Source organism: Streptomyces cinnamoneus (genome assembly GCF_002939475.1).
Classification (GTDB): Bacteria; Actinomycetota; Actinomycetes; order Streptomycetales; family Streptomycetaceae; genus Streptomyces; species Streptomyces cinnamoneus_A.
In genome coordinates this window covers 18,308-33,317 of record NZ_PKFQ01000002.1, presented here as the reverse complement: position 1 = coordinate 33,317, position 15,010 = coordinate 18,308, and the positions used below count along the sequence as shown (strand labels likewise).

The window sequence follows — 15,010 nt, the reverse complement described above, 5'->3', positions numbered from 1 at the left end:
AAGAACGAACCGGATGAACGATGGAACGAATCCGGCCGGACCGGCACGGAATATGACAGCCATCCGCTGGAGGAAGTACCGGAAACACAAAAGCGCCCGATGGTGGAGAACCATCGAGGCACGGGAAGTCTACGGGAAGAACGGCTGTGACAGCTGCCGCCGACAGTAACACGGCCCGCCTGTTCAGGGCTAGACAAATGCCATTATTCGCCCCTGGGGCCAGGGGCCCGCACGCCCCCTTCCCGGCCGCCTGGGCGGTCCCCCGCCCCGGACGCCTGGGAACCGGTCCCCGCGCGGGTGTCCGACTGCGGCGTCGCGTCAGTCGTACAGCCGGAGCCCGCGCCGGCCCCGCGTGCCCCGGCAGGTCGAACGCTGCCGTCCCCGCGCGGGCATGTGCCAGAGTGTGCCGACCTGTTGAGCGGGAGACCCAGGTTCCCTGACGAGGAGGACACGCGATGAGCGGGGCGTTGGTGTGCCTACCCTTCGCGGGGGGCGGTGCGGGCTTCTACCGGGCCTGGACGGACCTGCCGGACGGCTGTCCGGACATCGTGCCGGTCCAGCTGCCGGGCCGGGAGGAGCTGTTCGTCGACCCTCCCCACACCGACGCCGTCACGGCCGCCCAGGCACTCGCCCCGCGCATCGCCGAGCTGGTCGGCGGATACGACTCCTACGCCCTCTTCGGGCACAGCCTCGGCGCGGTGCTCGCCTTCGAGGCGGCCAGGGCCCTGTCCTCCCTCACCGGCGCGACCGCGCCGGACCACCTCTTCGTCAGCGGCTCGCCCGGCCCGTGGAGCGGGCGCGACGACCGCGCCACCGGGCTCGCCGACCGGGAGTTCCTCGCCAGGGTCGAGCAGTTCGCCGGCTACCGCCACGAGGCGCTGGACGACCCGGAGATGCGGGAGCTGCTGCTGCCGCTGCTGCGGGCGGACGTCGAGATGCACGAGAACTACAAGCCCCGCTCGGACGAGCCGCTGTCGGTCCCGGTCACCTCGTTGCGGGGCGCCTCGGACACCCTGGTCGACGCGGAGCGGGCCCGGGAGTGGCGCCACGCCACCACGGGCGCGTTCCGGTACGCGGAGATCCCCGGCCGGCACATGTACCTCGTCGACACGGTGGCGCCGCTGCTGGAGACCGTCACCCGGGTCCTGGCCGGCCGGCGGCCCTGACATGCTCCTCGACGGTGTGACGGCGGTCGTCACGGGGGCCGCCCGCGGGCTGGGCCGGGCCTGCGCCACCCGGTTCGCCGAGGAGGGCGCGGACCTGGTCCTGGTCGACGTCGCCGACGACGTCGCCGGTGTGCCCTATCCGCTGGGTTCCGCGGCTCAGCTGGAGCACACCGCGAAGCTGTGCCGCGAGTTCGGGGCGTGCGTGCTCACCGAGGCGGCCGACGTGCGCGACTTCGCGGCGTGCGAGGCGGTGGCCGCCCGGGCGCTGGACCGTTTCGGCGCCGTCCAGGCCCTGGTCAACGGCGCGGGGATCGCGGCCCCCTCGGGCAAGGCGGTGCACGAGATCGGCGGCGACGAGTGGCAGCTGATGATCGACACCGATCTGACGGGCGCGTGGCACATGATGAAGGCGTTCGTCCCCTCGATGATCGCCCGGCGTGAGGGCAGCGTGGTCAACGTCGCGTCCACCGCCGGGCTGGTCGGCTACCGCCACTTCGCCGGATACGTCGCCGCCAAGCACGGGCTGATCGGCCTGACCAAGGCGGCGGCGCTGGACTACGCGCCGTTCCGGGTGCGGGTCAACGCCCTGTGCCCCGGCTCGGTGCGCGACGATCCGCTGGTCGAGGGCCGCATGCTGGCCGAGATCGCCCGCTCCCTGGACGTGGCGGTCGAGGAGCACGAGGAGGTCTTCAGCCGGCGGCAGCCGATGAACCGGCTCATCGAGCCGCAGGACGTCGCGGGCGCGGCGCTCTGGCTGAGCGGGCGCGACTCCCGCCAGGTGACCGGGGCCACCGTGACCGTGGACGGCGGCTTCACCGCCATGTGAGCGGCGGGCGGCCGCGCCGCGGCCGCGCCCCCGTGCCGGGAGTCTGCGACCGCAGGCGCATTCACAGGAGCCCGCGAACCGAGGAGTCCTCATGACGCCAGGCCTGCGCTACCGCATGGCCGAGCCCACCGCCCGGGACGCCGGCGGCTGCCACAGCCTCACCCTGCGGCTGGACGCCGGCGCCACCTTCGAAACGGTCCGCGCACGCGCGCGAGCGGCCGCCGGCGCCGTCCCCGCCGCGGCCGGACTGTCCGTCTGGTACGACCGGCTCACGGTCGCGCACGACGATCCGGCCGCTCTCGCGCGGGTGCGCGCGGAGGCCGGCCGGCCGCTGGGCGGCCACGGCACCGCCCGGTCGCTGCGTGCCGTCTTCCTGGGGTACGCCGACGGCCGGGCGGATCTGGTCCTGGTCGCCCGGCGCGCCGAGGTGCCCCGGAAGGCGCTCCGGGGTCTCGGCGCGCTCCTGTCGCGGGGGACGCCGCTGCCGCCTGCCCCGGTCGTGTCCGCGGACGCCGGCGGCGGCGCCGCGGCGGCCGGCCCGGAGGGGGCGCACGCGGCACCCGAGTGGGGGCTGGGCGACCCCTCGGCTGCCGACTGGTTCGGCGACGTGGCCGTCCCGTGGGCCGAGGCCGCGCCGGACGCCCTGCTCCTCGCGGCGACCGCCGTCACCGCCGCCCGGCACGCGGGCTCGGACGAACCGGCCGTGGCCCTGTGGCCCGCCGCGCCGGCCGCCGACGGCATGCGGGTGCGTGCCGTCGCGCTCGACGAGCAGCAGACGGCGGGGGACCTGGTCGCGCGGTGCCGGGCGCTCCTCGACGGTTCCCCGGCCGGCGACGACGCGCGCCGGGTGCCGGTTCCGCAGGTGGGATGCGTCTTCGACGACGACCGTCCAGGGGAGCGCTACCGGCCCTTCCTCGCCCCCGCCTTGCCGCTCGTCGTCCACTGGCTGCGCGCGGCCGACGGATCGGTGACCGGGACCCTGGGCTACCGCGCGGGCGAGGTCGACCCCTGTGTCGCCCGGGACTTCGCCGCCCACCTGGCGCACGTCGCCGGGCAACTGCTCGCGACGCCGTCCCTGAGGCTCGGTGAGACGGAGCTGATCGGCGAGGCGGAGGCCGCGCGTCTGCTGGCCGACGGCGCGACGGCCCCGACCGGCTCGCCGGACGCGGACCGGACCCTGCACGGCCTGCTGTCCGACGTCGCCCGCCGCCGGCCCGACGCGATCGCCGTGGCCGACGAGAAGACCGAACTCACCTACGCGGAGCTGGAGCGCCGCTCCGAACTGGTCGCGCGGGGCCTTCGCGCCCTGGGTGCCGAGCCCGGCGGCCTGATCGCCGTGGCGCTGGACCGCACGGCCGAGTTCGTGGTCGCCCTGGTCGGAATCGTCAAGGCCGGTTTCGCCTACGTGCCCCTGGACGTCCGCTATCCCGAGGAGCGGCTGCGGTACACGCTGGAGGACGCCGGCGCCCCCGTCGTCATCGGCCGGCCGGAGACGCTTCCCCGCTTCGACGGTGTGCGGCTGGTCCCGCCCGAGGAGCTGTACGGGCTCGGGGAGTCGGCCCCTGCGGCGCCGCCGCCCGTGACGGACACCGACCAGCCCGCGTACGTCATCTACACCTCCGGTTCCACGGGCCGGCCCAAGGGGGTCGTGGTTCCGCACCGCAACGTGACCGCGCTCATCGCGGCGACCCGGGACCGCTTCGGACTGGGCGCCGGGGACACCTGGACCTTCTTCCACTCCGGCGCCTTCGACTTCTCGGTGTGGGAGATCTGGGGCTGCCTGCTCACCGGGGGCCGGCTCGTGGTGGTGCCCTACTGGGCGACACGGGACACCGAGCTGTTCTACGAACTCGTGGACCGGTGGCAGGTGACGGTCCTCAGCCAGACGCCCTCGGCGTTCGCCCAGTTCATCGAGACCGACGCCCGGCTGCGGGCCCGCGTCGCCGTGCGACTGGTCGTGCTCGGCGGCGAGGCACTCGACGTCGGCGTGCTCGGCACGTGGTTCGCCCGGCACTCCGCCACGGAGTGCCGCGTGGCGAACATGTTCGGCATCACCGAGACCACCGTGCACGTCACCGAGCAGTCCCTCACGCCCGCCGACGTCGTCGCCGGCAGCAGGGCGGTGGGCAAGGCGCTGCCCGGCTGGTCCCTGTCCGTCCGCGACCCACGCGGCAGGGTGCTGCCCGCGGGGGTCGCCGGGGAGATCCACGTGGGGGGCGCCGGTGTCGCGCGGGGCTACCTGCGGCGCCCCGAACTGACCGCGGAGCGCTTCGTCACCGACCCGTACAGCGGCGAACGGCTCTACCGGTCGGGGGACCTGGGCCGCCTGCGGCCGGACGGCCGGCTCGACCACCTCGGCCGGATCGACAACCAGGTGAAGGTCCGCGGGCACCGGATAGAGCTCGACGAGATCCGCGGCGTGCTCCTCGGCCACCCCTCGGTCGCGGGGGCGGCGGTCGTCCTGCGCAACGGCGTCGCACGGGACCGGGACACCGCGCGCATCGACGCCTACTTCGTGGCGCGCGGCGGCTCCGGGCTGCGCCGGCAGGACCTGCTCGACCACGCCGCCACGATGCTGCCGGACTACATGATGCCGGCGACCCTCACGGAGGTCGGCGCGATACCACTGACCGCCAACGGCAAGGCCGACCTGGCCGCGCTGCCCGAGCCCGAGGCCGCCGCCGCGCCCCCGCGCGCGGCGGGCTCCCGGCCGGGCCCGGCAGCGGAGGACGACCCGACGGCCGCCACCGTCCTCGCGCTGTGGAGCCGCATGCTGAACACCGAGGTGGGTCCGCACGACAACTTCTTCGAACTGGGCGGGAACTCGCTGCTGGTGATCCGGCTGCTGCGCGAGCTGCGGGACCACGGGCTCCCCCGGGTCTCCGTGCGGGACTTCTACCGCAACTCCGTCGCGGTGCAGTTCATCGGCCTGCTCCGGGACAGCGGGAGCTGACCGGCGGCCTCCCGCCAGGGGAGCGTGAGCGGGCGGAGGCGGGCCGGTGGCCCGCCTCCGCCCGTTCCGTCATTCCTCCTCGTCGCCGCTCCTCGTCCCCCGCAGCCAGGCCGCGACGGCCTCGCCCACCAGGCCGAGCATGTCCGGGCGCACCATGTCGGCGTGCGAGCAGGGAAGGCGGGTCTCCTGGACGCGGCCGGAGACGTGGGGGGCCCAGCGCGCCGCGCCGGACTCGCCGTCGGGCCTTCCCTCGGCCGCGACGAGCAGCAGCGCGTCGCCGTCGAACCGGCCGAAGTGGTGCGCGCTCCTGATGTCGCCGTTGTTCCGGAAGACCCGCGCGAGGACCACGATCTCCTCGTCCGACAGCCCGCCGAGGGCGTGACCGAGCTCCGCCCGGATCAGTTCCGCCCACTCGGCGACCTCGGCGTCGTCCTCCCCCGCCGGCTCCGCCGGCCCGGACGGACCGGACAGGTCGGTCGGAGCGGTCGGGAAGGAGTCCATGATGATCAGCGACGCCACCTCCTCGCCCAGGTCCTGGAGCCGCACGGCGATCTCGTGCGCCGCGCTGCCGCCGAAGGAGTATCCGAGCAGGTGGTACGGGCCGGCCGGCTGCACCTCGCGGATCCGCTCGACGTAGTCGGCCGCCATCTCCACGACGTCGGCGGGGAGCGCGCCCGTTCCGTCGAGGCCGCGGGCCTGCAGGCCGTAGACGGGCCGGTCGGCGGGAAGGTGCCGGGCCAGCGGGGTGTAGCACCAGCTGAGTCCGCCGCCCGGGTGCACGCAGAACAGGGGCGGCTGGTCTCCGGTCGTCCGGATGGGCAGCAGGGGACCGAGCGAGTCGCGCACGGAGGACAGGCTGAGCGTGTTCCGCAGGCCGGCCACGGTGGGATGCGCCATCACCGCGCGCACCGCGACGTCGACGCCCCGCTCCCGCAGCTTCTCGACGAGCGAGACCGCGAGCAGCGAATGCCCGCCCAGGGCGAAGAAGTCGTCTTCCAGACCGACGGCGTCCAGACCGAGGACCTCGGCGAACGCCTCGCACATGGCCTGCTCCAGGGCTCCGACGGATCCCCGGTCCGTGGCCCCGCCGCCGGTGGCCCGGGCGGCGGGGCCGGGCTCGGGCAGGGCCGCCCGGTCGATCTTGCCGTTGACCGTCAGCGGCAGGGCGTCCAGCGGCACGATCGCCGCGGGCAGCATGTACCGGGGCAGCCGCTCGGCGGCGTACGCCCCTACGGCCCCGGCCAGCGCGGCCGGGTCGCGGCCGGCCTCCTCGGCGGGGACGAGGTAGGCGACCAGCCTCTTGTCGCCCGGGACGTCCTGGCGGACGACGACCGTGGCCCGTGCCACCGCGGGGTGACCGCTCAGGACCGCCTCGACCTCGCCGGGCTCGATGCGGAACCCGCGGATCTTGACCTGCTCGTCGGCGCGGCCCGCGAACACCACCCCGCCCCCGGCCGTCCAGCGGGCCCGGTCACCTGTACGGTACATCCGCTCCCCCGCCTCGAACGGGCAGGCGACGAACCGCTCGCCCGTGAGGGCGGCCCGGCCGGCGTAGCCGCGGGCCAGCCCGAGACCCGCGACGTACAGCTCACCGGTCCCGCCCGGCGGCACGGGGTTGAGGCGTTCGTCGAGCACGTACAGCCGGGTGTCGGAGATCGGCCCGCCGATGGGCACGGTCGCCCCGCCCTTGAGGTCGGCGTGGCGCACGCGGTGCTCGGTGGTGAAGGTGGTGTTCTCCGTGGGCCCGTACACGTGGGACAGCCGCACCCCCGGCAGCCGATCGAGCACCTTCTCGAACAGTGCGGGGTGGTACGCCTCACCTCCGGTCAGCAGGACGCGGAGGTGCGCGAGCGCCTCGGCGTCGGCGTCGGCGAGCACGTTGAACAGGCCTGTCGTCAGGAACAGCACGCTCACGCGGTGCCCGGCCAGGAAGTCGCGCGTCTCGGGCACCGACAGGCGTGTCGAGGCGGAGACCGCCAGCCGTGCCCCGTTCAGCAGGGCGCCCCAGATCTCGAAGGTGGCCGCGTCGAAGGACACCGACGCCAGCTGGCCGATCACGTCGTCGGGCGTCAGGTCGATGTACCCGCTGTCGCGCACCAGCCGGTCCACGCCGGCGTGCGGCACGACCACGCCCTTCGGCGTGCCGGTGGATCCGGAGGTGTACACCACGTACGCCGGATGGTCCGGGAGCAGGACGCCCGCGCGTTCGGCGGGCGTCAGGGCGCCCTCGTCGAGGGCGGCCAGTTCACCGGCGGTCGCGGGGTCGTCGAGGACGAGCACCGGCAGGCCCTCCTCGTCGGCGACGGCCGCCAGCCGCTCCCGCGCGGAGGCGTCGGCCAGCAGACACATCGCCCCGGCGTCGCGCAGCATGAACCTGACGCGCTCGGCGGGGTACTCCGTGTCGAGGGGCAGGTAGGCGCCTCCGGCCTTGAGGACGCCGAGGAGCGTGGCGACCAGGTCGGCGGACCGGTCGAGGGAGACGGCGACGACGGATTCCGGCCCCACACCGCGCCCGGTCAGGCAGCGGGCCAGCCGGTTCGTCCGCGCGTCCAGCTCCGCGTACGTCACCTCGGTCTCGCCGCACACCACCGCGACCGCGTCGGGGGTGCGCGCGGCCTGCGCGGCGAACAGCTCCGGCACGGTCGAGGCCGGGCAGGTCCGGGCGGTGTCGTTCCACTCCGTCAGAACCCGGCGCCGCTCGGCGGGGGCCAGGACGTCGACGTCACCGATCCGCGCCAGCGGGTCGGCGGCCATTGCCTCCAGGGCCCGCACGAGCCAGCCCGCCAGGCGGTCGGCGGTGTCGGGGTCGAACAGGTCCGCCGCCGCCCTGAGCACGCCGCGCAGGCCGGCCGGGGCGCCGTCGGAGTCGAAGGTCTCGCCCAGACTCACGTCCAGGTCGAACTTCGCCCCTCCGGTTCCGCCGGGCAGCACCTCCGTGCGCAGGCCCGGCAGCCCGGCGCCCGGGCCGCCGCCCGGCGAGCCGGTGTTCTGCACGGCCAGCATCACCTGGAACAGCGGGGACCGGGTGAGGGAGCGTGCGGGCGCCAGTTCCTCGACGAGCTTGTCGAACGGCACGTCCTGGTTCTCGTACGCGGCGAGGCTGGTCTCGCGGATCCGCCCGAGCAGCTCGGCGAACGTCGGGTCGCCGGACAGATCCGTGCGCACGACCAGGGTGTTGACGAAGAATCCGACCAGGTCGTCGAGCGCCTGGTCGGTGCGCCCGGCGACGGCGACCCCGATCGGGACGTCGTCCCCGGCGCCCGTCTTGGACAGCAGCGTCGCCAGTGCGGCCTGCACCACCATGAACAGGGTCACGCCCTGTTCCCGGGTGAGGGCCTGCAGCTTCCGGTGCGTCGCGGCCGGCACGGCGAATCCGGTGGCGTGCCCGCGGTGGGAGGCTTCGGCGGGCCGCGGCCGGTCGGCCGGCAGGTCGAGCTCCTGCGGTGCGCCGGAGAGGGCGTCCCGCCAGTGGGCGACCTGGCGGGAGAGCACACTGTCCGGGTCGCTCTCGTCACCGAGGAGTTCGCGCTGCCAGAGGGCGTAGTCGGCGTACTGCACGGGCAGGGGCGGCCACTGCGGCTCGTCACCGGTGCACCGGGCCGCGTAGGCCTCCGCCACGTCGCGCGCCAGCGGGCCCACCGACCAGCCGTCGCCGGCGATGTGGTGCAGCACCAGCACCAGCACGTGTTCGTCCGGGGCGACCGCGAACAGCCGTGCCCGTACGGGTATCTCGCCGGACAGGTCGAAGGTGTGCCGGGAGGCGCGGTCCACCGCGTCCGCCAGCTCGGCTTCGGCCACGTCGACGACCTTGAGCGCGAACGCTGCCTCTTCCGGCGTCAGGACTTTCTGGTACGGCTCGCCGTCCGCCATCGGGAAGACCGTGCGCAGGACCTCGTGGCGGGCGACGACGTCCCGCAGGGCCACGGCCAGCGCGTCCCGGTCCAGCTCACCGGACAGGCGCAGGACGAGGGGGATGTTGTAGGTGGTGCTCGGCCCCTCCAGCTGCCCGAGGAACCACAACCGGCGCTGAGCGAACGACAACGGCACCCGCTCCGGACGCACCCCCGCACCCAACGCCACACGCCCCGGGGCGGCATGGATCACACGAGCGGCCAAGCGTGCCGGCGTGGGGTTGTCGAACAGCGTCCGCAGGGACACCTCGACCCCGAGCACAGCGCGCACCCGGCTCACCAGGCGCGTGGCGAGGAGCGAGTGACCACCCAGGGCGAAGAAGTCGTCATCGGCACCGACGACCGGCAACCCGAGCACCTCGGCGAACGCCAGACACAACAGCTCCTCCCGGGCATCAGCCGGCACCCGGCCCCCCGCACCCGCCACCTCGGCGAAGTCCGGAGCAGGCAACGCCCTGCGGTCCACCTTGCCGTTCACCGTCAGCGGCAACGCCTCCAGAACCACGAACGCAGCCGGCACCATGTACGACGGGAGTCTGTCGGCGGTGTGGGCGCGCACGGTGTCGACGAGGTCGTCGGGGTCCTGTCGGGACGGGACCAGGTAGGCGACCAGGCGTTTGTCGCCCGGTACGTCCTCGCGCACGAGGACCGCGGCCTGGGCGACGCCCGGGTGGGCGGCGAGCACCGCCTCCACCTCGCCCGGCTCGATCCGGAACCCCCGGATCTTCACCTGGTCGTCCGCACGCCCCGCGAAGTCGAGCTGCCCGTCCGCACGCCACCGCGCCCGGTCCCCCGTGCGGTACATCCGCCCGCCCGGCTCGAAGGGGCAGGCGACGAAGCGCTCGCTGGTCAGGCCGGGTTGTCCGACGTAACCGCGGGCCAGGCCCGCTCCCGTGACGTACAGCTCTCCGGGGACTCCCGGCGGCACCGGGCGGAGGGTGTCGTCGAGGACGTAGACCCGGGTGTTGACGATCGGACGGCCGATCGGCGGCACCTCACCCCCCACCACCGCATCACTCAACGTGCACAACACCGTCACCTCGGTCGGACCATACGCATTCACCAACCGACGCCCCACCGACCACCGAGACGCCAACCCCGCAGAACACACCTCCGCCCCCACCACCAACGTCTCCAGCACATCCCCCACCGGCACCGGAACCGTCGCCAACACACTCGGCGGAATCAACCCATGCGTCACCCCCTCACCCACCAACACACCCGCCAACTCCTCACCCGCCAAACCACCACCCCCCTCCGGCACCACCAACACAGCCCCCGACCCCAACGCCATCACCAACTCCATCACCGACGCGTCAAACCCCGGCGACGCCAACAACACCACCCGACACCCCACACCCACCCCAAACGCATCCCCCTGCGCCACCGCCAAACCCGGCACACCCCCATGCGACACCACCACACCCTTAGGCCGACCCGTCGACCCCGACGTATAGATCACATAGGCGGGGTGGGCGGGCAGCAGCGCGGTGACGCGCTCGGCGTCGGTGGGGTCCGACGGGGCGAAGCCGTCGAGTCGCGCGTCCGTCCTCGGCGTTCCGAGGACGGTGACCGGCGGGCCGGCCGGGACCTGCGGCGCGCAGGCCGAGTCCGTCAGGACGTGCACCGGCCGGGCGTCGGCGAAAAGGTAGGAGACGCGCTCGGCGGGAAGCGCCGGATCGACGGGGAGGTACGCGGCGCCGGCTTTGAGGACGGCGAGGAACGCGACGGCCAGTTCGACGGATCGCGGCAGCATGACCGCGACCACCGACTCGGGCCCGATGCCCTGGCCGATCAGCAGCCGCGCCAGCCGGTTGGCCCGCTCGTCGAGCTGCGCGTAGGAGAGCTCGTGCGCCCCGCGGACCAGCGCCGTGCTGCGGGGGCTCCGGGCGACCTGCGCAGCGAACAGCGCCGGGAAGGTCTTCGCCGCGACCTCCCGGTCGGTCCGGTTCCACTCCGCCACCACGCGGTGCCGCTCGGCGTCGTCGAGGACGTCCACGGCGTCCAGCCGCTCGTCGGGGGCCTGCTCGAGGGCGGTGACCAGGTGGTCGAGGCCCGTGTGGAGCAGCGCGCAGACCTGGGCGGCGTCGGCCGGGGCGACCGCGTCGACGGTCAGCCGGAACCCCTCGCCGAGGTCGTCGACGGACACGGCCACCGGGTAGTTGGTGCGCTCGCGGGACATCAGCTGGCTGATCCCGGCGAACGCGTCGTCGGCCCCGGCGGGGGGCTCCGGTTCGGTGCCGGGCTCCTGCGGGACGAGGCCGCTGTGCCGGTAGTTGAAGAGGGAGGTGAACAGGGGGCTGCCGGCCGGGACGGCTCCAGCCCGCTGCGCCAGCGCGAGGGGGGCGTGTTCGTGGGCCAGCAGGTCGGCGAGCTGACCGCGCATCGCCGACAGCGCCTCACCCACGCCGCGCCCGTCCAGGCGCACCCGTACCGGCAGCGTGTTGATGAAGGGCCCCAGCACCCGGTCCGCACCGGCGCCCGCGTTCATCCGGCCGAACAGCACCGTGCCGAACACGACGTCGTCCCGCCCCGCCAGCACGCCCAGGACGCGCGCCCAGGCGAGGTGGAACACCGTCGCCGGGCTCACGGCCGACGACCTGGCCACCTCCCGCACCCGCGCCGCGAGGGCGTCGTCCGTCCACAGCTGCGCTCGCTGGACGGACGCCCCGTCGCCGTGCACGTCGAGGAGGCCGTACGGGGCGGTGGTCTCGGTGACGTCTCCGAGCAGGTCGGCGAAGTACCGCTCGTGCTCGTCCCGGGACACCCCGAGCCGCGCCTGCGCCACGAACTCACGGAACGGCAGCGGCTGCGGGAGGCTGTCCTCGTTCCCCGACAGCAGCGCCCACAGCTCACCGAGCAGCACTTCCTGGGTCGTGTGGTCCCGGATCAGCTGGTGGATGCGCAGCAGCGCGAGCCACCGGCCGGTGCCCGGTTCGGCCGCGACGCTCACCCGCAGCAGCGGTGCCCGGTCGAGCTCGATCCAGGCCCCGCCCGCGGCCAGCAACTGGTCGGCCGGCTGCGGTCCGTCCGGGGCGAGGACGACTTCTTCGACGGGGAGGTCCGCGTGCCGCAGCACGACCTGCACCGGCTCGCGAAGCCCGTCCCACACGACTGCGGTGCGGTAGATGTCATGCCGGTCCACCACGCGTTGCATGGCGTTCAGGAAGGCGTCCAGTCGCTCCCGCGCCTCGAAGCCGAGGACCATCGGGAGCACGTACACGTCGCCGGCGTCCTGGTCGGCCATGAGGTGGTGGAAGAAGACGCCTTCCTGGAGGGGGGCCAGGGGGTAGACGTCGGCGATGTTCGCGGCACCACCGGGCACGGTGGCCACGACGCAGGCCAGCTCGGCCTCGGTGAGGTCCACCAGCGGCAGCATGCCCGGCGTGATCTCCTCCGCGCCGGGCGGGATCAGGTTCGGCGGCACCTCGACCGGCCTGGGCCCGGCGACCGCCGCCAGACCAGCGGGAGTGGGCGTGGCGAACAGGGCACGCACCGAGACCGCCACACCCCGCGCCCGCAACCGCTCCACCAAGGAGACCGCCAGCAGCGAATGCCCACCGAGCGCGAAGAAGTCGTCCTCCACACCGACCGCGGGCAGACCCAGGATGTCCGCGAACGCCTGACACAACAGCTCTTCCTGAGCATCCGCAGGAGCCCGGCCCCCACCCGCGACACCAGCGAAATCAGGCGCCGGCAACGCCCCACGATCCAACTTGCCGTTACCCGTCAACGGCAACACATCCAGGACCACAAAAGCTGCCGGCACCATGTGCTGGGGCAACGTCCGGGTGGCGAGCGCCCGCAGGGCGTCGGTCACTCCTGTGGGATCCGCGCCCTCGGCCGGGACCACGTAGCACACCAGCTGCGGGTCTCCGGCCTTGTCCTCGTGGACGGTCACGGCCACCTGTGCGGCGTCCGGGTGGGCGGTGGAGAGCACTGCCTGGACCTCGGCGGGTTCGACGCGGAAGCCGCGGATCTTCACCTGATCATCCGCACGGCCCGCGAACACCAACCGACCGTCCGCAGTCCACCGCGCCCGGTCACCCGTGCGATACATCCGCTGACCAGACACGAACGGACACGCCACGAAACGCTCCGCCGTCAGCCGCGCACGCCCCACATACCCCCGAGCCAACTGCACACCGCAGACATACAACTCCCCCACCACACCAACCGGTACCGGCCGCAACCACTCGTCCAGCACATAGGCGCACGAGTTCCCCAACGGCGCACCGATCGGCACCACACCACCAGCAACCGTCGCCGCGTCCAAACGACCGGCGACCACACCAACCGTCGCCTCCGTCGGACCATAGTGATTGAACACCGCCACATCACCAGCGGCCTCCAACAACTCCCCCACCCAGCTCGAACGAGCCGACTCACCCCCCAACACCAACGACCGAGCAGGAACCAACCCCGCCAGACCACCCACCGCACCCAGCGCCGCCAAATGCGACGGCACCACCTTCACACAATCGATCTCATGCTCAGCCACATACGCAGCCACCACCCCAGGGTCGGTCACCGCCTGCGCATCCAGCACATGCAGCACCCCACCCGAAACCAAACTCGCGAACACCACCGTGTTCCCCAAGTCCGTCACCTGAGGCTGCAACAACGCATACCGCACCCCCACGCCACCGAACCCCACGCGCCCCGGCACCACCGCCACATAATTCGCCAGCCCCCCATGCGTCACCGCCACACCCTTCGGCAACCCAGAAGAACCCGACGTATACACCACATACGCCAACCCACCCCCACGCCACACCACCGGAGGCGCAGTATCGGGGTTCGTTGCCAAGGCCGCCTCGACAGCCGGATCGTCCACCGTCACGACCGACACACCCGAAGTCACAACGCCTTCCAGCGATTCCAGCGCCTCACGGGTGGCTACCATGACGGAGACGCCGCTTTCGTGTAGCATCAAAGCCACCAGCTCCACGAGATGCTCCGCATCCACCGGCACATACGCGCCCCCGGCCTTCCACACCCCCAAAACCGCCGCCACCATCTCCACACCACGCGGCAGACACAACCCCACAACGCTTTCCAGCCCCACGCCGGCAGCACGCAGAACACCCGCCAGAGCATCCGCCCGCCCATCAAGCTCGCGATAGCTCAACCGCACATCCCCACACACCACCGCCACCGCATCCGGCGTCCGCGCCACCTGCGCCGCGAACAACTCCGGGACGGTCACCGCCGGGGCTTCCAGCGCGGTTTCGTTCCACTCCTCCAGAACTCGCTGCCGCTCGGGCGGCGTCAGCACTTCCAGGGCGGACAGCCGGGTGTCCGGTGCCTCGCCGACCGTGGACAGCACCCGTACCAGCCAGTCGGAGATCCGGGCGGCCGTGGCACGGTCGAAGAGGTCCGTCGACGCGACCAAGGCGCCGTGCAGGCCGTCGGGAGTGCCGTCGGGGGCGAAGGACTCACTCAGGTTCACATCCAGATCGAACTTCGCCGCTCCCACCTCCGCGGACAACGGCTCACTCCGCACCCCCGGCAACAGCGCAGAACCCTCACCCCCCACCACCGAGCCCGTGTTCTGCACCGTGAGCATCACCTGGAACAACGGATGCCGCGCCAACGAACGAACCGGCGCCAACTCCTCCACCAACTTCTCAAACGGCACATCCTGCCGCTCATACGCCGCCAGACTCGTCTCCCGCACCCTCCCCAACACCTCAGCGAACGACGGATCACCCGACAACTCCGTCCGCATCACCAACGTATTGACGAAGAAACCAACCAACCCCTCCAACGCCTGATCCGTACGCCCCGCCACCGACGCACCAATCGGCACATCAACACCCGCACCCACCTTCGACAACAACACCGCCAACGCCGCCTGCACCACCATGAACAGCGTCACACCCTCAGCCCGCGCCACCGCGAGCAGCTGACGGTGGACGTCGGCGGGCACCTCCACCGGCACGGTGTGTCCGCGGTAGCCGGCCTGTGCCGGGCGTGGGCGGTCCGCGGGCAGGTCGAGCTCCTGCGGTGCGCCGGAGAGGGCCTCGCGCCAGTAGGCCAACTGCTGGGACAGGATGCTTTCGGGGTCGGTCTCGTCGCCGATCAACGTGCGTTGCCATAGGGCGTAGTCCGCGTACTGCACCGGCAGGTCGGTCCACTGCGGCTGGCGGCC

At 73.0% G+C, this 15,010-nt stretch carries 4 protein-coding genes (1 of these 4 only partly in view); 3 read left to right on the top strand and 1 reads right to left on the bottom strand.

The genetic code is table 11. From position 1 onward, the window contains the following. The first annotated feature begins 455 nt into the window (after window positions 1-455). From CYQ11_RS28310 to CYQ11_RS28300, 3 genes are all read left to right on the top strand, one after another. Window positions 456-1,166, top strand: a complete 711-nt coding sequence (locus CYQ11_RS28310; RefSeq protein ID WP_099197977.1) for a thioesterase II family protein — start codon at window positions 456-458, stop codon at window positions 1,164-1,166. A 1-nt stretch (window position 1,167) separates the two neighbouring features. Continuing rightward, on the top strand, window positions 1,168-1,992 hold the full coding sequence (locus CYQ11_RS28305) for an SDR family oxidoreductase (RefSeq protein WP_099197978.1): 825 nt from the start codon (window positions 1,168-1,170) through the stop codon (window positions 1,990-1,992). Between the two features lie 91 nt (window positions 1,993-2,083). Next, complete coding sequence (locus CYQ11_RS28300) at window positions 2,084-4,945, top strand: non-ribosomal peptide synthetase (RefSeq protein ID WP_205041776.1); 2,862 nt, start codon at window positions 2,084-2,086, stop codon at window positions 4,943-4,945. 69 nt (window positions 4,946-5,014) lie between these two features. On the opposite strand, the gene CYQ11_RS28295 is transcribed toward CYQ11_RS28300, so the two are convergent. Next, window positions 5,015-15,010 carry the end of a non-ribosomal peptide synthetase gene (locus tag CYQ11_RS28295; protein ID WP_104651133.1) on the bottom strand. 12,399 nt of this gene lie beyond the right edge of the window, so only the last 9,996 of its 22,395 coding nucleotides appear in the window; the start codon falls outside the window, past its right edge; the stop codon is at window positions 5,015-5,017.